The organism is Sphingobacterium thalpophilum, assembly GCF_901482695.1.
GTDB classification, from domain to species: domain Bacteria; phylum Bacteroidota; class Bacteroidia; order Sphingobacteriales; family Sphingobacteriaceae; genus Sphingobacterium; species Sphingobacterium thalpophilum.
This window is the reverse complement of the sequence record NZ_LR590484.1, coordinates 3,988,261-4,007,550: the sequence shown is the minus strand read 5'-3', so window position 1 is coordinate 4,007,550 and position 19,290 is coordinate 3,988,261. Positions and strand designations below refer to the sequence as shown.

Below are 19,290 nucleotides of genomic sequence, written 5' to 3'. Positions count from 1 at the left end.
TCACGTACTATTGAAGAACGAGCCTTTCATTTTTTTTATTTTATTTATGCCACAAATCGTATCTTCAACCCTATGAAATTCAATTTGTGTCTATCGGTTTGTATCGGTCTTTTTTTATCGGCAGCGAAGGCGCAGCAGCCGTCGATGCCAGCAAATTTCGTTTACGTCAGCGACATCATTCCCAAAATCAGTCTGGATTTGCGTTATTGTGGCACACATAACTTTACAGGAAACCGTATACGAGGTTACGAAAAGCCCGTTGCGATATTGACCAGAAGAGCAGCCCAGGCACTGCAGTTGGTCGAAAAGCACCTGAATAGTAAAGGAATGGGCCTAAAAATATTTGATGCATACCGCCCCCAACGTGCTGTTGATCATTTTAAGGCTTGGTCGCTCGTGCCTGGAGATACAATCGCAAAAAAGGAGTTCTACCCTTCTTTGGACAAAAGAAATCTGTTCAAACTCGGGTATATAGCCAATAAATCGGGCCATAGTAGAGGAAGTACGGTGGATCTGACGGTAATTGACCTGAAAGACGGCGAAGAAATTGATATGGGTGGTCCTTTTGATTACTTCGGTGCGCTCTCCCACCATAATTTCCCCAATCTCACAGCAAAACAAAAAGAGAATCGAAAAATGCTTCGGGAAATCATGGCCAAATATGGTTTTTTAAAGCTTACGATAAAGAGTGGTGGCATTATACATTGATAGATGAACCTTACCGCAAAACATATTTTGATTTTATCGTTAAATAAACATGTTTTCTAAAGCAGCCAGCGATAAAGATTTTTTTGTGTTTCATATCAAAGGAAACAAATCCAAACCTATATTGGATCCTCAGCAGCAATGTGAACTGAGAAATAAAAACCTATATTCTTTTTGTCTGATCAAAAAGGGTGAAACATCCTTTATCATCAATGACGAACGTATACAAGTAGGACAAAATCATCTGTTGCTGACAACACCTACATCTAATGTGAATGCTTCATCGGTAGCCAAATCTTGGGACTGCGAGGTTTATCTAATTTTCTTCACTACGGATTTTGTTTTCAAACTGGATTTTCAACCGGATTTTTTTGACGTCACCAAAAGTTCGCTGGCCATGAACAGGAATCATATCTTGAAATTGTCTGCACAGGACGCCGGCAGTTTATGTCATTTATTCCGGCAGCTTATGCACTATGACCTACAGGAGCGTAATTTTCTGTTTAAGGATCAGATTATTAAATCCCTTTCTCAGGTATTATTTTGCGAAATAGCTCGGTTAGCCAATCAAACAACAAACATCCCCCCTGCCATACCGTCCCGAAAGAGAGATGTTTTGGCCAGCTTCTACCTTTTGTTAAAAAAATCGTTTAAGGCGGAACATCGCGTAAGCTACTATGCTTCCGCATTAGGCATTACCCCAAAGCATTTATCGGTAATTACAAAAGAATTAACGGGCAAATCTGCCATTGAGCTGATCCATCAGCTTTTGGTCGAAGAAGCCAAACACTTACTTAACCAAGGTATGCCGATTGGAGAAATTGCCCAAAAGTTGCATTTTTCCGATCAGTCCTTCTTCGGCAAATTCTTTAAACGAAATGTAGGCATCACACCTAAAGAATTCGTGAAGAGAGTTGGTTAAACAAAGTCCATTAAATCAAAAATTGAAGTAAACTGCCTGTCGGCAGCCTCCGTATCCTGCAGTTTATCCTCGCCCCAGGTCTGACCTTTTAACCACAGTGTCTGGCAGCCAACAGCTTTCGCCGGAGCCATATCTTTATTATAGGAATCTCCGACTACCAAAATATCTCCAGCGGGTAATCCTATCTCTCCGACTCCCAGCGCGTATATCGCGGAATCAGGTTTACGTACACCCACCACAGCAGATTCTACGACAGATTTGAAATAGGATAAAATTCCGAAATCAGCCAATACTGTTCTCAAATTACCATAAAAATTGGAGACCATCACCATGGGATATTTATCTGCTAGCGTTGCTAACAGGGTTTTGACTTGTTCAACAGTATTTTTCGCCAAACTGTATCCGTCAAATGCAATTTCGTAGGCCAGCTCGATATCGAGTTCGTAACCCGCAGCAATTAAATATTCAAACTGAACCTTTAGTTTAGCCTCAAGTACCTGCAAAAAATTAAATTCCGGCTTGATAATAGGATGTATGGCCATCTGCCGTTCAGCATATGCATATGCCTCTTGAAAAGCACTTAGGTTCACAGGTACTTGGTATTTTTCATATCCAGACCATAGGACCGCTCCCCAATGGCCGCCATTGGTATCCAATGTTCCACCGTAATCGAAAATAATACCTTTAATTATAAATTTTTCCATTGTTATTTCTTTTTTACTATACTCATCCAGCCCAGCCCAATCATAATCCATACGATCTCCCGGATTCTGGTGACAATCCCCATAAAAATTCCAACCGAGGCCGGCAAGCCAATACTCATGACAGCCATTGCCAGTCCACCTTCTCGAGTTCCGAGCTGCATGGGGAAGAAAAATACCAGATTAGCAAATAGCGAAGACCCAGAGCTGATAATCATGGCGTCAACAAAATCGATATCGATAGCTAGGGCAAGGCCGATAAAATAAATTTCGAAACACCCCACCACCCTAGCAAAAAATTCCCAAAAAAGAGCAACATAAAAGCGATCTCGCCGGTTTTGAAATAAATTCCTAACCTGTTGATCAACATCATTCAAGGTTTCAAATTTTGCCTGAAGAACTGTATTAATTTTTTTTCCCACCACAGGTAAACGCGATAGCGTAGTCAAAAGGGAAACCGTAATCCCTTTTTTATAGAACCTGGTAAATAACCAGGTACAGACAATGGCCATGATGACGATAACCGCACAAGCCAGATTGACCAACGTGCTCGCCGGTACGAACCACAAAATGAGAAAGACTGAGGCGACCCAAAACAAAATATGCGAAAGAATATGCATGACACCATATAGCAGCACCGAGGAACCCGCTTTGGAACCGCCAACATAATTTTTCAGTTCCATAATCCGATAAGGCTCCCCTCCCAACGCGACAAATGGCGTAATATAGTTGATGGCGTAGCCCGATACGGTCAACTGCAGCACTTTCCAAAATGGTACATCTGTCTGACGAAGCAAAGGCTCTTGGATAATGGCTTTAAAGGCCAGTGCATTCATCCAATAGAGGATAGCCCAACTGCCCAATACCGGCAAAAACCACCAACCAATTTTTTCAAGATTGGTCCAGATCTCCTGTATGCCCATGGCATGTATCATATAGGCCAAGGTACCTATACCGATCAGCATGAAGAGCACTTTATAAACTTTACTGCCCATACGATGGATCATTTGTTAATTTATCGACAAAATAGCCGCTTACTTTTTCCTGCCTGTTGCACATGTAAATTAATATAGGGTTTAACACAAACATGTCGAAGAAAAAATAAATCCACGGCTGACCGATAAACAGCCAAACGAACAAAAAGATAACCCGTGTGTTGAACTGTACAATATTTGTGTACTTCATTAATGGTTTATTTTTCATCCTAAAGTCGACCATTAACTGCGTGGGTAAATTTTCTTTATATCTTGATTTAACAATATGTAGCAATTTCTGTAGCTTAGGAGATAACTTTTCCTGATTTCTGGTGTATCCCATATAACCGTTCAGCACAAACTTGCTAAAAAAGTTTTTACGCCACGAGAGCGCATCGTAATCAGCTTTCAGATCCCGTGTATTATCCAGTTCACTACCGGCCTTACCTTTGATAAAAAATAAGTGCACATTGCGATAGTAATCAGCCATAGCAGACTGAATCATATGAGAGACGCCTGCCAGGACACAAAACACCCAGAGCCATTGCGACCAGCCTTCATTTATACTACGCAGACAAATAGCAATATGGATGGAGGCAAACCAAAAATCGCCGGCGAAACCATCCAAAATTCGGCCGAAACGACTTTTGTTGTCCGTCATCCGGGCCAACTGTCCATCTGCACTGTCCAAAGAATTAGCAAAGACCAATAGCAACATACCGATCACATTGATCCATAAATCGTTATAATAAAATAAGATACCAGCGGCAACGCCAAAAAAGATGCTTATTATAGTTACCGCATTAGGTGTTATTCCGATTTTTGCACACAGCTGTGCTATGCGAAATCCGATGGGTCTATAAAACCAGATATCTATTTTCTCTTCTGTATCGTTGGATTTTAAAGATTGTTCGAATGCACTTAAATTTTCTTCGTCTATTACCTTAACTTGTTCTCTCTGCATTGTGATTCTTTTCAGTAAATTTATGGTAAACCATTTGAGCAATGGCTTCAGCCGCTTCTGTACGGCAGGGCGCAAAACTGGGCCAGTCATTTAAATCAATAATATGGAAGTCACCATTTGAATCGATAATAACGTCGCCGCCATAGATGTGGACATCCAATAGCTCTGCTGCCGAATTAGCAGCCTGTTTCAGTTTGACTAAGTCAAATGGGAAATGGACCACCTCGTCATTGATCTGTTGATAGAGATCATACTTGTGGTGATTATGTTCATAGGGATAAAAATAAAAAAAGAAGTCGGTATCCCTTACGGCATAGAACTTCAGTAAATCACCGCTCAGGTGCTCAGAAATGACAGCTTCTTTGATTCCTCGGAGAGCGTATTCATTCAAAATATGCTGGGCCTCTCTCAAACTGCCCGCAAATGTCACGTCCTCTTTATGGATCGCATGGAAGTCACCACGTTTGATCCAGACCCCTTTTCCTTTGAGTTTTTCAAAAATTGACTGTATATCCGCCACGGTAGAGATCACGATGCTCTTCGGATAGGGAATTCCTCCTTCCAACAGCTTAAGCGTCATATTCTTTCGAAAACAGTTTTCAATTCCAAATCCCGAATTCAGCACGTGAGCACCACTACTCTGAAGTATCTGTAATTTTTTCACTAATGTTTTGGTCCTGCCCATCGTCAGGATATTTTCCTGCTTTACGGTTGTGGCAGCCAAAAACTCATCCTCGTTACAAATTTCAACTGATGCTCCTTTTTCAGTCAACTTCAAAATAACCTCATTGAATATTGCTGCATCGTTTCCGACGTGATTGGGCGAGAATCGGCTTTTACGGGTTACACCTAAAATAGAAATCATTGCGCTCATTGTACTAACTAACTTCCTCACTTAAAAATTGTTCGGCAACAATACGATCTTTTAGGTGATCAATATCTACCACTTTTTCAAAGACAAACGCTTCGACACGCAAATCTTTTTTCAACAATGCTCGCTGAAAATTACGCATTCTGGAATTGCCTGTTTCGACCGATTCTAAGGCACAGTTCATTGCGGCTTTACGAAAACAATAGATACCACCTGAAACAAAACTAGACGCGGGTGTGGACTGATCGACAAAGGCCTCCACCTTTAAATCTTGATCCGTATTTACATAAAGCGGACTCTCATCGTCCACAAATGGGGTTACCGCCATAAAAGCGTCTACGTCAGCTTTGCTCCTAAAAGCCGTTAAATATTCATGAAATTCATGAGGTTTAAAAACGGTATCTGTCGTTGTCAGACAGCAGGACTCCCAGTCCGGATTGTTCTTCACCAATAAAGCAAAACTGTGCAATGAACTAGGCGTATCTTCTTCGATAAGCAGAATGGGGAGTTCAAATGCCGTATTTTGTAAAAATAGTTTTAATTCTGGCGATTGCTTATTTATGATCACATGAACCTTCTTCGCTCCTTCCTGCGCAAACAGACGAATCAATCGTTCAATCAATGGAACCCCATGTAAAGGCAGCATGGGTTTTGGCAAATTAAAGCCCTCCTTTCGCAATCGAGATCCTTCTCCCGCTGCAATGATAGCAAATTCCATTCCTTCTAATTGCAAAATAAAATCATTCATTACAAAAATAAACCCTTTGTTACGGCCCCAGTACATTCGTACCAAGGTCTACAGAGGGAATCTTAATTCCTGGCGGCCACAATCAGGTAACGACCAGAAATCATTTTGAGTTCTACCGTTCGAGTAAGTAAATTTTACCTACTGATAGCAATTGACCGTTTAAAAAGCCGAATGCGAGATGCAAACTCAAAAATCAATTATCTGAAGAAAAAGGGGAAAAATCACATCCAGCAATTATTCCCCTTTATACTAAATGCACTTTATTGGATACTATCTACCAACTCTTGGTAATAATCCAACCCCAGGTGCGTAATCAAATCTTCGCCCATAATGTGGCGTAAGGTATTTTGTAACTTCATCAACTGTTTAAAGATGTCGTGTTCAGGAGGTAACCCAGGCGCTGTCTGAGGTGATTTTAAATAAAATGACAGCCATTCTTGGATACCAGACATACCAGCACGTTGCGCTAGGTCAATGAATAAAGCCAAATCCAAAGCGACGGGAGCGGCTAAAATAGAGTCACGGCACAAGAAGTTGATCTTGATTTGCATTTTGTATCCCAACCAGCCGAAAATATCGATATTATCCCACGATTCTTTATTATCACCGTGCGGAGGATAATAATTTATGCGCACTTTGTGGTAAAGGTCCCCGTATAATTCTGGATTCTTTTTCGCATCGAGAATTTCTTCCAAAACGGATAATTTTGAAACTTCTTTTGTTTTGAAATTTTCTGGATCGTCCAATACCAATCCATCACGGTTACCCAAAATATTCGTGGAGAACCACCCCTCAACGCCAAGCGCTCTGGCCTGAAGACCTGGTGCCACGATGGTCTTCATCAAAGTCTGACCGGTTTTAAAATCCTTCCCAGCAATCGCTACACCAGTCTCTTGTGCCAATTCAACAATAGCAGGCACATCGCAGGTTAAGTTCGGCGCACCATTTACATAAGGAGCACCTTCCTTCAAGGCCGCATAACAATAGATCATGCTAGGAGGTATGCGTTGATCGTCATTATCGATCGCCGCCTCCAGCTTCGCCAAAGTAGAAAACGCATCATTTGTTTCGATATAGCGCTCTGTAGAACCACACCAGACCAAGACAACGCGATCCAAGCCATTTTTTTCTTTAAACTCGCGAATATCACGCTGTACCGCTTCGGCCAGCTCACGACGAGTTTTCTCGGATTTCACGTGTGTCCCATCGAGATTTTTCACAAAATTACGATCAAATACGGCTTTCATTGGTTGAATAGCTTCCAATTCAGCTTTTACGGCATCCAATTGACTCTGTTCCAATACCTGTGCCTTCGATGCAGCTTCGTATACATTATCTTCGTACACGTCCCATCCACCGAATACGATGTCTTCCAACTTTGCTAAAGGGACAAAATCCTTAATCAATGGATTTCTGTTCTCAGTGCGTTTGCCCAGACGGATTCTGCTCAATTGCGAAACGGATCCAATTGGCTTTGAAAAACCTTTGTTTATCGATGCCACCCCAGCGATTAAAGTTGTAGCCACCGCCCCTAATCCCGGAATAAGAATGCCCAATTTACCCTTGGCATCTTTCACTTGTTGTCCCATATTAATTCTATATACTTAATTTGTTATTTAATTGATGTTTTATGATAAAATAATTCTTAAAATTAGCTTAAAAAAACATATTTCATATTCTTCACCACGGAATTTATAAATTCGTGACAAACACAGTTTCTGCTTACGTTCAAAAATGCCAAATATGCTGAATAGTCCAAGCTATCTGCCGCATCAGCATATACTTTCACGTTCCATTTGACTGAGATATAATGCTTTCAGCTCCATGAAGCAAAAATAAATATTATCATAACTAATTTTATTCAATATATTAACATTAAAAAATTAATCCAAATACAATTCAAAAAAAGTTGTTCTTTCCAAAAAATTGGTCGATTTTTCTTTTTACATACCACATAAATATGACAATAAAATTGGAAAATGTTTGCCGGAGCGCTACCTTTAGACTGAAATCTACACCGAGGCAAAACGATTATCTATGGATGTGAACCTGTTTTGATTTAAATACAATCAGGTTATCAAAGAAAATAATGGCGTTGCCCCTGTAAACGAATATGAACAAATACCATTAAACAATGAAAGCGACCATTTCTATAGTAACCTTGGCAATTTTAGGTAGCACGCGGCTATCCGCACAGTCCGCTGCGGATTCGGCCTATGTGAGGGATTATTACGAAAAGACTGAAATAGAAATCCCGATGAGAGATGGCAAGAAATTATTCACGGCCATTTACAGTCCAAAAGACAAATCAAAAAAATATCCGGTTCTATTAAACCGGACACCTTACACTGTAGGGCCTTATGGACAAAACGCATACAAGAAAAGCTTGGGAAACTTCCCTTCCATGATGCGTGACGGTTATATTTTTGTTTATCAGGACGTGCGCGGCAAATGGATGAGTGAAGGAGATTTTGAGGACGTCCGACCGACGAGTTTGAGTAAAGACAAAAAAGCAATTGATGAAAGTACAGACACCTATGACGTACTCGAATGGCTACAGAAAAACTTGAAAAACTACAATGGAAAAGCTGGGCTTTACGGCATTTCCTATCCCGGCTTTTATTCTACTGTGGGTTTAGTCAAAACGCATCCTAGCCTTAAAGCAGTTTCGCCACAAGCTCCTGTGACCGACTGGTATATTGGCGACGACTTTCATCACAACGGGGTACTATTTTTACAAGATGCCTTCACGTTTATGTCTACATTTGGCGTACCTCGACCCAAGCCCATTACACCTGACCAGTTTAAGAACAACATTCAGATTAAAGAAGCGGACAAATATAACTTTTTTCTCCAGGCGGGGACGGCCAGAGAGCTCAAAGAAAAATATTTCGGAGACTCCGTACGCTTCTGGAACAACCTTTTTAATCATCCTCATTATGATGAATTCTGGAAATCCCGTGTAATAACCAATTATATTGGCGATGTCAAACCAGCGGTCATGGTAGTCGGCGGTTTTTTCGATGCCGAAGATGCCTACGGAACCTTTAAGACCTACCAGTCCATAGAAGAAAAAAGTAAAGCCAACAACTCGATTTTAGTCGCGGGTCCCTGGTATCACGGGGGCTGGGTACGTGCCGAAGGTGATTATCTGGGCGACATCCACTTTGAAAAAAAAACAAGCATCACCTATCAGGAGAAATTTGAGCAACCTTTCTTCAGATACCACCTAAAAGGGGAAGGCGACTTTGATGCTGCTGAAGCAAACATCTTTGTTTCGGGAAGCAATGAGTGGAAACAATTTGAGCAATGGCCCCCAAAAAATATAGAGACCAAAAAGCTTTACTTTCAGCCGCAGGGCAAATTGGGTTATGAAAAGGTGCAGCGTACGGATTCGTGGGACGAATATGTGACCGATCCCAACAAGCCAGTACCGCATCAAGGTGGACTTATCGAGAACCGCACACGGGAGTATATGGTCGATGACCAACGCTTTGCCGCTAGCAGGCCTGATGTCATGGTTTATCAAACGGAACCGCTAGCGGAAGATATTACTATAGTAGGACCTATTCGGAATTTCCTGAGGGTATCTTCAACAGGTACCGATGCTGACTATGTGGTTAAATTAATCGACGTATATCCTATTGACGCGCCAAGTTATCAAGGAAAAACCATGGCTGGCTATCAGATGCTGGTTCGCGGAGAGATCATGGCCGGAAAATATAGGAATGGTTTCGAAAAAACAGAAGCCCTGACACCGGGAATGGTCGAAAAAGTGAACTTTGTGATGCCTGATATCGCTCACACATTTAAAAAAGGGCATCGCATTATGATTCAGGTACAAAATTCCTGGTTTCCATTAGCTGAACGAAACCCGCAAGTTTTTATGGAGCCTTATACAGCTACCAAAGCTGATTTTCGTAAAGCTACACAACGGATCTTTCATGATGTCAACAATCCAACTTATATTGAGTTCGATATCCTAAAAAATTAATGGGTCTATACCTTCGGATCGCTTTCAACAATAGATCAAGCTCATTATTCTTTCTAATAATGAGCTTGATGATTCGAACATTAATGCTCTTCCACATATTTGTTATCACCTGCTTTTAAACCAGCAAACAAAAGCACAACAGTACCAGCTGCGAGGAAAAAAAATGAGTATCTCCAGGATGGATCCACTTCATGTAATTTTCCGAAAATCGGTGGCCCGAAAGCAGCAATTAAATAACCTATGGACTGTGCCATGCCTGAAATTTTGATTGCATTGCCCGCAGTTTTGGCCCGTAATGTAAAAAATAGAATAGATAAACTAAATGATAAACCGTTGGAAAACCCTAAAAGTATAGCCGCAAAATAAATTCCTTCAAGTTTATAGAAACAGAATAACAGTATACTTCCGAGCATTCCGATAGCGACAACTGCAGCCAATAAGCGCTGTTTTCTCATACGGTAGGCCATGACAGGGCCGACAAACATACTAGGAATCATCGCAATCTGAATTAAAAACAGCAGCCAACCTGTATCTTTTGACGCCATTCCGTAGTCGATAAGGACCTGAGGAAGCCATGAAATTAAGCTGTAATACACCAGTGATTGGATCCCCATAAAAAGACTAATATACCAAGCGAGCCTTGATCTAAAAATATGTCCGATACCTTTTTGTGTCTTTTGGGATGAAACTTTGATAGCCTGCCGTGTGTGTCGCCAATCAAATAAAATGGCAATAATGGACAATAATACCAGACCCCCCCAAATACCCAGCGATCCCTGCCAACCTAAAGCTGTCCATTCGCCGAGGCGTACGCTGAAACCAGAAGCGAATGCAGCAGTCAAGTTCATCGCTACTGCGAACAGCCCAGTCATCAATCCAATATGATCTGGAAAACTCCTCTTGATATATCCAGGTGCCACTACATTCCCAACGCAAATTCCTAACCCGATCATTACTGAGCCGGCAAATAAGCCGAATAAGCTTCCCGTAACGCGGATGAACAGACCTGCGCCAAGAACGATAAGGCCCGTCAGCAGAAAATGATGCATACCTTGTGCATGTGAATATCTGCTCACGTAAACAGAACAGCTGGCGAACATAAAAAGCGGGATAGCCGTCAATAAACTGCTTTGAAAAGCACTTAGATGAAGGTCCAAACTGATCTCTTCGAGAACTGGCCCCACGGCAGTAATAGGCGAACGCAGATTGGTGGAAACCAAGATAACGACGAGCACCGGCAACCAGCTCCAGGCCACAACAGCTGTTTTTTGATTTTCTTTCATTGTCATTAAGTTTTACGGCTCAGAGCCATCTGAAGAATGTAAATAGATGCATTATCATTTCTTGCAAAGATATACCGAGGTATTTAATTAAATTTGTCATTAATTTAACGCAAAACGACATGAGCTGTTCCGAACATATAGCAATTATAGAAGGCATAAAAAAATCCAGTTTTGTCTGGTTTGAGGAAAACTGGATTCACGATGACCAGCCGCATACACATCGCAAAGCCCAACTTATCTACGTAGAGCAGGGCTTTCAATACTTAACTGTAGAAGGAAAAATGTATCTATTACCACAGAATCACGTGGCTTGGGTACCCGCGAACGCATTACATAAAACCGACACGCAGTCGGAGCGCATCAAGCTGATGATTCTTTTTTTCGACATGGAAGCAGAAGATATTTTTTTCAAAAACGTTCAGATCTTCGCTGCGCCGAGGGTATTAAAAGAGATGATTCTGTATGCTGAAAAATGGTCGAAACTCACAGAGGAGAACGAGCACGAAAATGTTTTTCTGCGTGCCCTATTGAACGAACTCCCCTATTTTGGAGCTAAAGTGGTACATTTGGGCATCACACTCCCCAAAGAAAACAGACTACAGCCTGTCTTAAACCACTTACATGATCACTATATGCAGTCAATCAAAATGGATGAAATTGCATTGTTATCTCATTTATCACTTCGCACCATTGAGAGGCTGTTTAAAAAGGAGACCGGCATGACCTTGGCAAAATATCAGCAATTACTGCGGATTGTTAAAAGTCTTGAACTTTTAAGTACGAAAGATCTGACTATATCACAAATCGCCTATAAGGTGGGTTACCAGAGCTTGCAGGCTTTCACAAATAGCTTCTACGCTGTGATGGGTTATCGCCCCTCGGCATTTGTCGAAAATTAGACGGACCAGTTCATTGTAGTCATAAATTTACATAGATGGAATTATCTCAAAAAAAAATATTAAATAGTTGCAAAAGTGTAAAATACACACTATCTTTGTTCTATCATAATTTAGGTTTATAATTGGTTATTTAAGGTTTTCATTCTCCCCGTTTGAAAACCTTTTTTATGCTTATGCAATCAAAATTCACCGATGTTGTTCCACATGAGGGTCGGATTTTTTCAGTTTTACTCATAATAACAGGAATGCCATTTTTAGTTTGAGTAAATAAAATGACCGAAAATTCATTATTATCCTCAACAATAACGTATTTTAGCCATAAGTTCGAATAAGCTACTTATTTGGAGACTAAACAGTAAAATACATTGAAAAAATAATTAAGTATATGGCAGAACATGGGGACTTACAAATTGCAATATTAATCGATGCAGACAATATGTCTTATCGGAAGATAGAAGAGATTTTGAATGAAGTGAAGAGGTATGGAATACCGACCATTAAGCGAATCTATGGAGACTGGACGAATCCCTATGTCGAGAAATGGAAAGATAAGCTCCTTACCCACGCCATTACGCCTATACAACAGTATAGTTATACGCAGGGTAAAAATTCTACAGATGCTGCTTTAATTATCGATGCTATGGATATTCTACACTCTGACCGAGTTGATGGCTTCTGCATTGTTTCCAGCGACAGTGACTTTACGCGTTTAGCAACCCGTCTCAGGGAGTCCGGCAAATTGGTCATCGGTATCGGCGAGAAAAAAACGCCAAAACCGTTTATCGCCTCCTGCGACAAATTCATTTATGTTGAGATTTTCGAAAAGAATCCAAAAAAAGAATCCAATGCAAAGAAAAAGCAGCAGAACCCACCCAAGCCGATAGATCACCCTGCCAGTATAGCTGTGCTCGATGAAGAAACACTCGAATTGCTAAAAGACACTGTTGACGATACGGCGGATGAAAACGGATGGGCATTTCTGGGTGAAATTGGTAGCCTTTTTAACAAAAGGAAGCCGGATTTTGATGCCCGGAATTATGGCTACGACAAGATGTCTCATCTTTTTAAAGCCTATAAAGAAGACTTTGAAATAGAAGAACGAAATACGGACAAGTCCAGAATCAAGCATTACTATATCCGTAATATCATCAAGCGCCCATTAGCTGCAACGCAGACTTCAGTAGCGGCAGAGGAACGAAAAGAACCTATGCAAACAGCTCCTGTTTCTAGTATAGCAAAAGGAGAAGTCAAACCCTCAGGTCAAAATGCACGCAAAAAAGGCCGTCAGGAAAAAAAACGTCAAGGCATAGTTTCGGAAAATACAATACCTGAAGTAACGGTGGAGCAGCAGCCAGTAGAAGCTCCACAAGAACAGGCTGTCACCGCGTCCGATGCCCCATATCGCATGCTTTTCCCTGCTAAGGGAAATAAAATCACAGCAGACGATGTTAAGAAGTCTCAGATCCGAATTACGAAAGACTTTAAGCCTTTATTTCCCACCAAATCACAAAAATTGAGAATCGCGATTGACACGAAGGAATACGAATGTAACTTCAATTACCGTGGCCGAGGATTCCATGTACTTAAATTAGGAAAGGAAGCCGCGACACAGCTGGGTTTGGCCGAAGGAATTCAACTAGAAATCACCAAGCTCAATGACCATAGCTTTAGCTTCCGGAACTCCACTATTTAAGAAAAAAATTACATGCGCTGATAGCATAGACGTGATCAGCGCATAAAATAAAATTCACTGAAAACAACGAGTATTAACTGAACATTTTCTCATTATATTTGGATTTAAGACGACTGTAAGTGATGAATATGTTTAAATGTTGTATTTCAGCATCTGTAGTACTCGCTGTCTTATTGTGCGGCTGTGATCCAATACGTACGGTGCAAATCCGGCCACAAAAAGAAGATAGGCGCATCTTGGTTTATTTAAAATCAACAGATGTCACACATGTGGGGATCTCCTCTCCAGAAAATCCGATCGACATATCGTTAAGAAGCAGCCCTGAATTTAGGCAACATTACACTATTGGAAAATGGGATTCCCAATCTATTCACGATTTATTGGTCAATCAAATTGATTCCATAGTGATTTTCAATGGCACACAAAAAAAATCCTATAGGACAGCGACTTCGCTTCAGAAGTTTCTGGAATCAAAACGTCAAACATTTTCAAAACATGTTATATTACTAAAATAAACAGATAATTACCTCGGAGATGATGAGGTAGCCATTTGTTTCACTATCGGCTACCTGCAACTTCCATTGTAAAATGATAACTTTCGTCAATCGGAACAACTTTTCTATTTACTTTACAAAGTCACGAACTTGTTCGTTAATCTGTGCTTTTAGCAGTTCTTCGTCAGCGCACTTTGGGTTTCGAGGTAGCACCTCATAGGTGTTACTTACAGTTTTCATCCATTCGACGAAGAGGTTCCATCCAGACTCCTCTGTATTAATCTATTCGTTTAAACTCTTCATCCTTATCCTAAATGTTCAAAATAGGCTATCGCGTTTGAGCCCTGTAGCGTACAACGAATAGCACTGACAAAAGCCGAAATTACCATAATTCTTCCTTTCATCCAAGCAGTCCAGAACAGCGCCCAAAATCATTAAAAGGCATGATCTTTAGAATTTACATATAGAGATGAGGAACCTTACATCATTTTTCACTAATTTTAGCTATGCAACATGAATTAGAAAAACTAAGATATCCCATTGGCCGTTTTGCCGTACCTGACTATATCGATACCCAATTGCTGCAGGATTGGATAAAAACGATTGCCAATTTTCCAACGCGCATTAAATCCGAAGTCAGTGGGCTCACGGACACCGACTTAGAGAAACGTTATAGACCGGATGGCTGGACAATCAAACAAGTGGTGCACCATTGTGCTGACAGCCATATGAATAGCTTTATCCGCTTTAAGCTCGCGCTGACGGAAGATAATCCTACGATAAAATTATATGAAGAGCAACACTGGGCAGAACTTGCGGATGCAAAAAATGTCTCGATTGATAGTTCTGTTAAATTGCTTGAAGGTTTGCATGAGCGTTGGGAAACGCTTTTGACCAATTTAAGCAACGAACAGCTTGAAAGGACCTTCGTTCATCCGGCAACCAAGAGACTGATCTCATTGAAAGTCAACATAGGACTATACGCATGGCATTGCAACCATCATCTGATGCATATCGTGAACGCTAAAAATCGTTAATAGTTTTTACCATAGCGATGTATGAAGTGTTATCGCTATCGAATCGCAATAACACTTCTGTGCTTTATCACAGGTCTAGAGACAGTAACCAGATCACCACAATTAGCCCCCAAAACGTGAGGCCAATCACCCCAGATACCAAAAACATACGTAGATAATAGGCCAGGCTGTTCGTTTTTTTCTGGACAATATGAACTATTCCTAAAACGAGGCTATAGAATACTCCAGCGCTCCCGAAGAGCAACAGAGCAAGATGTATCAGCAAAGATGTAAAATCCAGATTCGCAGAAGATAGCATACCGAACCGTTATTTTTCCACATCTACATTATTCTCTGCTGCAAAATTCAGCCAAAAAGCATATTTCTCACTATTAGCGAAGCTGCTGCCCGTTTGATAGTAGTACAATAGACGATTTACTGCATATGCATACACTGCATCATTGTTTGCCTGTTCATAATACTTTAATGCCTTGGAAATGCTTTGCTTTACACCCAATCCTTCTTCATACAGAATACCATAGTAAATCGCTGCGTACTGTCCCGCTTCATCTTTTTTTAGACAGCGTATCAAATTAGAATAATCCTGTTGCTGGAAGTAAATTTCAGCCATCTGTGCATAGTTGGCAATTCCGCCCTTCTCTGCCTGTTTAAAATAGGAAAGAGCACGTGCATAATCTTGTTCGACATGCTCATCGTCGAAATACAGATTGCCCAGATTGCTCAAGGCTTGAGGTTCACCCAATTCCGCTGCTCTCGAATAGGCTTTTATTGCTTGTTCAATATTCAGCTCCACGCCAAAACCTGTCGCATGGAGGAAGCCCCAATTGGTCCATGCTTTTGCGTGATCCTGTTTCATCGCCTGTTCATAAAACTGCCGTCCTCTTGCGATATCCAGAGTCTCTTCATAATCGGCATCCGTATAAATATTTCCCAACACATACTGACAGTCTGCACTTCCCCTAGAGGCACCAATGGTCAACAGCCGAATGGCGTCTTTTATATTTTGTGTATCATAAAACCGCTGGCCTTGCTCATAGAGCGTTTCATTATCGAAATAACTTTCATATCCAACACCTTTTTGTTTTGTCCATCGCTGATAAAAAGCAATAAAATAACTTTGGTCATGTCCTTGAAGACTGTACCGTTCCTCGTATAAACGCCCAAATGCCGTTTCGGGAATCTCGACAGGATGGCGTGCTGGGTTGAGATAAAACAATTGTGTTCCTTTGAATAACAGCAATAGCGCAGCCTCATTATCCTCCACTTTAGGGTAATAAAAAGGAGCACAAATATAATCATACAACTCACCACGCACATTTACTTTGGTGTCATAATAAAACATGCCATCGGCCTGCTGAATACGCATAAACTCCAAAAAACAATGTTCAATCTTCTGATAATTGGGATCAGGGCTGAGAAGCCAATGATCGTGATAGGCGTCATATATCCCCTGGCCCATCGGCGAGACAATAATGAAAATGTCTTTTCGATATTGTTGTATACTATCAATCAAAACTTTATTAATCTGCAGATCCCGCAGTCGATAATCATGGTGTTTCAGAGACAAGACAAACCAACCTTTTTCCTTAAGATAAGCCACACTACGATAATCGTCCAGTGTAACAATACGGTCAATATCATTGTCGAGAATAGCCCCGTCCGGTTTAATAATAGCGATCTTCTTCTGCAATTTATTAGGTTTAATCCAGAAATAACCATTAAATAGAGGCAATAGGCTATCTTCCAGAAATTCACCTAGATACTTCCCATCCATACGGAAGTACTTTCGCTTCATGCTGCCTTTTTGACGACAATAAAAAAGCTTATGATAATCATAATTAAAAGGCGAAGTCGCAGGCTCACCAACCACCAATGTGCCTTTAGCAGAAAAAAGAAAATTCTGTTCTCCCCGCATTGCATTCAAATACCCGTATGTCAACCAGCTCAATTCGTCATATGCTGCAGGTATACACAGCCGATTACCTTCCACATGTAACAATCCCCATTTGCCCATCACTTCTACTTCGCTGTAATTTATTCCATTGATATACCGTGCATCAAAAGCTTCTACATACTGACAAGGAACCAATTCTACTCCAAGATCATTGATGTATCCAAATAGCTGATCCTGTTGGACGACAGCCACACCAGCTTCATTAAACTCAAATATTTCCTCGTATACGGCAGGAAGCAATAACTCGCCGTTGGCATCTTTTAGTCCGTGTTTTCCATTTTCTTCGAATACTTCAGGACCTCTACCTACGAGAACATCTTCTTCCCATAAGCCAAGTCCGTAATTGATCCAATCCGTCTGAAGCATCTCGAGAAAACTCGCATATCCTGAATTTTGCAATATTGGCAGCAAAGGATCTAAAGACCGTTGTTCTACTGCCTGTGCATATAAAAGTCCATTCGCCTTTATCTCTTCCGCCCAAGCGTGCGCCTGCAGCGTATGCTTCTCCTCGTTCATATTGAAAACGTCCCTCCCATCGACACAAAAGGTATCAAAAGGTAAATTTTCCAAAAAAGCAAACATCCTGTCTACCGGTTCGTAGTACTGTTTTTTATAATGAAGCTGATACTGGTCAGCCAACAGGACAAAAAAGTACCGAAGACGTGCAATACCATCTTGCTTATCTGCATACAGCTGGGTTCCTTTAGACCGAATATTCGACGTAAACAAAGGAAGCATCAGCGCAGGAATTTCATATTTCCATTCGGCCAGATATGATGAAAATCTTTCGTTCGTCTTAAAATCTACATTATAAATATAAATACGGTGTGCCATAGTGTTGTATTGCGAATTCCTATCAAGTTTTATGGAAATTTCAGCAAGGTAAAAATACGGTTAATATAAAAAAAACAGATTCACTGAAAACAGGGATTTTTCTATTGAAATGCAAGCATCTGCACCATTCGCTGCACATTTTTTCCGATATAAATCGGATCTCCGGCAGGATAAGAAATTGTTTTTCGGAGTTCTTTTAGATCTGTAGTACCGTCCGCTAAAGAACCGTTTTACTTGATAAATGTCGCATAGCTATATTTCTTTCGCAGCAATCGGTATAACACTATAAAATTACGTCGGTCGAATTTTTGATCTGTATTCCATATTTTTCTTTCATTGATTCAAAGGCCTGTTGCGTCACAGATTCAAACCCTGAGATCGGCGACATACAATCGATCAACAAGGTTATTCGGGATGTAATGGCTTTATCTTCTTTAAAATATTCCAATATTTGAGCAGCAGATGCGAGCACGCAATGGCTTGATGCCTGCCCCGCAATATAAATGGCATCGTATGCTTGTATGGCATCGAGCACGGCATGGTTAATAAATTCATTAGCGTCATATTCTGCTTTAATAATTCCATACATCTCGGTATATGGATCCTGCCCTTTGTAGACGAGCAGCGGTTTGGCCTTACGCACAGCACTATGAAAATAAAGCATATTGGTAAACTGGGTTTCCAGTTGAGCTCCGAAGCTACCCTCCAAGCAATGGTACGGCCAGATGCACAGCTCTTTTTTACCTTCAGCAGCCAAATTTTTAAGGTAGTTTTTAGACTGCTCTAAGCTATCCGCATAAGTGACGGTCCAGATTCCCTCCACAACATCCTCGTAGCGTATGATCGTAAAAGGCTGGGGGTGGTTACCCGCTTTGTCCATCCACCAGCCGGCATGGAAAATCTGTAGGAGTGAATGTGAGTCAAGGCTACACATGATCTGGGTCAGAGAAGCCATATTTTTGTACATCCAGCGTGTGAGGCGCTGCACATCACTTTTGGAGCCGGTGACGGGAAGGCTGCCGATCGATTCCATAAAATCGTTCTGTACATCAATTGCCAAAAGCAGGTTCCGCTTTTTGTCCAATGCTGCTGATGGGAGATCTTCTTGTTCCGCTAATGCCAATATGTCCTGAATATCGCCTCTTTTTTCAGAGGCGATCTCATTTACATCGACAATCCGTTCATATGTTGTTTTCATTTGTCAATAAATTAGTATC

General features: G+C 41.0%; 17 protein-coding genes. 7 read left to right on the top strand and 10 right to left on the bottom strand.

The features are described from left to right. Window positions 1–72: 72 nt before the first annotated feature. Genes FGL37_RS16525 through FGL37_RS16520 form a run of 3 tightly spaced genes read left to right on the top strand, consistent with a single transcriptional unit; the run spans window position 73 to window position 1,627 of the window. The gene (locus FGL37_RS16525) at window positions 73–708 is read left to right on the top strand and encodes a M15 family metallopeptidase (RefSeq protein ID WP_232048720.1); all 636 of its coding nucleotides are present in this window, start codon (window positions 73–75) and stop codon (window positions 706–708) included. Then, entirely contained in the window at window positions 705–755 is a 51-nt protein-coding gene (locus tag FGL37_RS26120; RefSeq protein ID WP_232048787.1) for a hypothetical protein, read from the top strand. The genes FGL37_RS16525 and FGL37_RS26120 overlap by 4 nt, the downstream gene beginning before the upstream one ends. Window positions 756–757: 2 nt before the next feature. Continuing rightward, the gene (locus FGL37_RS16520; protein WP_028068926.1) at window positions 758–1,627 is read left to right on the top strand and encodes a helix-turn-helix domain-containing protein; all 870 of its coding nucleotides are present in this window, start codon (window positions 758–760) and stop codon (window positions 1,625–1,627) included. Here FGL37_RS16520 and FGL37_RS16515 read toward each other — a convergent pair. The 6 genes from FGL37_RS16515 to FGL37_RS16490 form a co-directional block, all read right to left on the bottom strand. Continuing rightward, complete coding sequence (locus FGL37_RS16515) at window positions 1,624–2,331, bottom strand: HAD family hydrolase (RefSeq protein ID WP_028068927.1); 708 nt, start codon at window positions 2,329–2,331, stop codon at window positions 1,624–1,626. The two genes, FGL37_RS16520 and FGL37_RS16515, sit on opposite strands and share 4 nt — an antisense overlap. Window positions 2,332–2,333: 2 nt before the next feature. After that, on the bottom strand, window positions 2,334–3,323 hold the full coding sequence (locus tag FGL37_RS16510; protein ID WP_028068928.1) for a lysylphosphatidylglycerol synthase transmembrane domain-containing protein: 990 nt from the start codon (window positions 3,321–3,323) through the stop codon (window positions 2,334–2,336). Beyond that, a complete protein-coding gene (locus FGL37_RS16505) occupies window positions 3,313–4,266 on the bottom strand; it encodes a CDP-alcohol phosphatidyltransferase family protein (protein WP_037532456.1) in 954 nt (317 codons plus the stop codon). Before FGL37_RS16505 ends, FGL37_RS16510 begins: the two co-directional genes overlap by 11 nt. Further along, on the bottom strand, window positions 4,247–5,131 hold the full coding sequence (locus FGL37_RS16500; protein WP_232048719.1) for an ATP-grasp domain-containing protein: 885 nt from the start codon (window positions 5,129–5,131) through the stop codon (window positions 4,247–4,249). The genes FGL37_RS16505 and FGL37_RS16500 overlap by 20 nt, the downstream gene beginning before the upstream one ends. 13 nt (window positions 5,132–5,144) lie before the next feature. Continuing rightward, a complete protein-coding gene (locus tag FGL37_RS16495) occupies window positions 5,145–5,885 on the bottom strand; it encodes a nucleotidyltransferase family protein (RefSeq protein ID WP_197734478.1) in 741 nt (246 codons plus the stop codon). A gap of 260 nt (window positions 5,886–6,145) precedes the next feature. Beyond that, window positions 6,146–7,474: an inositol-3-phosphate synthase gene (locus FGL37_RS16490; protein WP_028068932.1), complete on the bottom strand. Its 1,329-nt coding sequence runs from the start codon at window positions 7,472–7,474 to the stop codon at window positions 6,146–6,148. Window positions 7,475–8,019: 545 nt separating this feature from the next. On the opposite strand from FGL37_RS16490, the gene FGL37_RS16485 reads away from it, so the two are divergent. Then, window positions 8,020–9,879: a CocE/NonD family hydrolase gene (locus FGL37_RS16485; RefSeq protein WP_037532458.1), complete on the top strand. Its 1,860-nt coding sequence runs from the start codon at window positions 8,020–8,022 to the stop codon at window positions 9,877–9,879. A gap of 80 nt (window positions 9,880–9,959) precedes the next feature. Here the strand turns inward: FGL37_RS16485 and FGL37_RS16480 are convergent, their stop codons facing one another. Beyond that, window positions 9,960–11,162 carry a CynX/NimT family MFS transporter gene (locus tag FGL37_RS16480; protein WP_028068934.1) on the bottom strand — a complete coding sequence of 401 codons (1,203 nt, stop codon included), beginning with the start codon at window positions 11,160–11,162 and terminating at the stop codon, window positions 9,960–9,962. 119 nt (window positions 11,163–11,281) lie between these two features. Between FGL37_RS16480 and FGL37_RS16475 the strand changes: the two genes are divergently transcribed. The 3 genes from FGL37_RS16475 to FGL37_RS16465 all read left to right on the top strand — a co-directional run bounded on the left by FGL37_RS16475 (window position 11,282) and on the right by FGL37_RS16465 (window position 15,285). Then, window positions 11,282–12,061, top strand: a complete 780-nt coding sequence (locus tag FGL37_RS16475) for a helix-turn-helix domain-containing protein (protein ID WP_028068935.1) — start codon at window positions 11,282–11,284, stop codon at window positions 12,059–12,061. A 385-nt stretch (window positions 12,062–12,446) separates the two neighbouring features. After that, window positions 12,447–13,754: an NYN domain-containing protein gene (locus tag FGL37_RS16470; protein WP_081817802.1), complete on the top strand. Its 1,308-nt coding sequence runs from the start codon at window positions 12,447–12,449 to the stop codon at window positions 13,752–13,754. Between the two features lie 1,000 nt (window positions 13,755–14,754). Next, the gene (locus FGL37_RS16465; protein WP_028068937.1) at window positions 14,755–15,285 is read left to right on the top strand and encodes a YfiT family bacillithiol transferase; all 531 of its coding nucleotides are present in this window, start codon (window positions 14,755–14,757) and stop codon (window positions 15,283–15,285) included. A 67-nt stretch (window positions 15,286–15,352) separates the two neighbouring features. Here FGL37_RS16465 and FGL37_RS25775 read toward each other — a convergent pair whose 3' ends face one another. The 3 genes from FGL37_RS25775 to FGL37_RS16450 all read right to left on the bottom strand — a co-directional run bounded on the left by FGL37_RS25775 (window position 15,353) and on the right by FGL37_RS16450 (window position 19,271). Further along, window positions 15,353–15,583, bottom strand: a complete 231-nt coding sequence (locus tag FGL37_RS25775; RefSeq protein ID WP_028068938.1) for a hypothetical protein — start codon at window positions 15,581–15,583, stop codon at window positions 15,353–15,355. A gap of 9 nt (window positions 15,584–15,592) precedes the next feature. Further along, complete coding sequence (locus FGL37_RS16455) at window positions 15,593–18,073, bottom strand: SEL1-like repeat protein (protein WP_028068939.1); 2,481 nt, start codon at window positions 18,071–18,073, stop codon at window positions 15,593–15,595. A 283-nt stretch (window positions 18,074–18,356) separates the two neighbouring features. Further along, on the bottom strand, window positions 18,357–19,271 hold the full coding sequence (locus FGL37_RS16450; protein WP_028068940.1) for a cysteine hydrolase family protein: 915 nt from the start codon (window positions 19,269–19,271) through the stop codon (window positions 18,357–18,359). Between the last annotated feature and the right edge of the window lie 19 nt (window positions 19,272–19,290).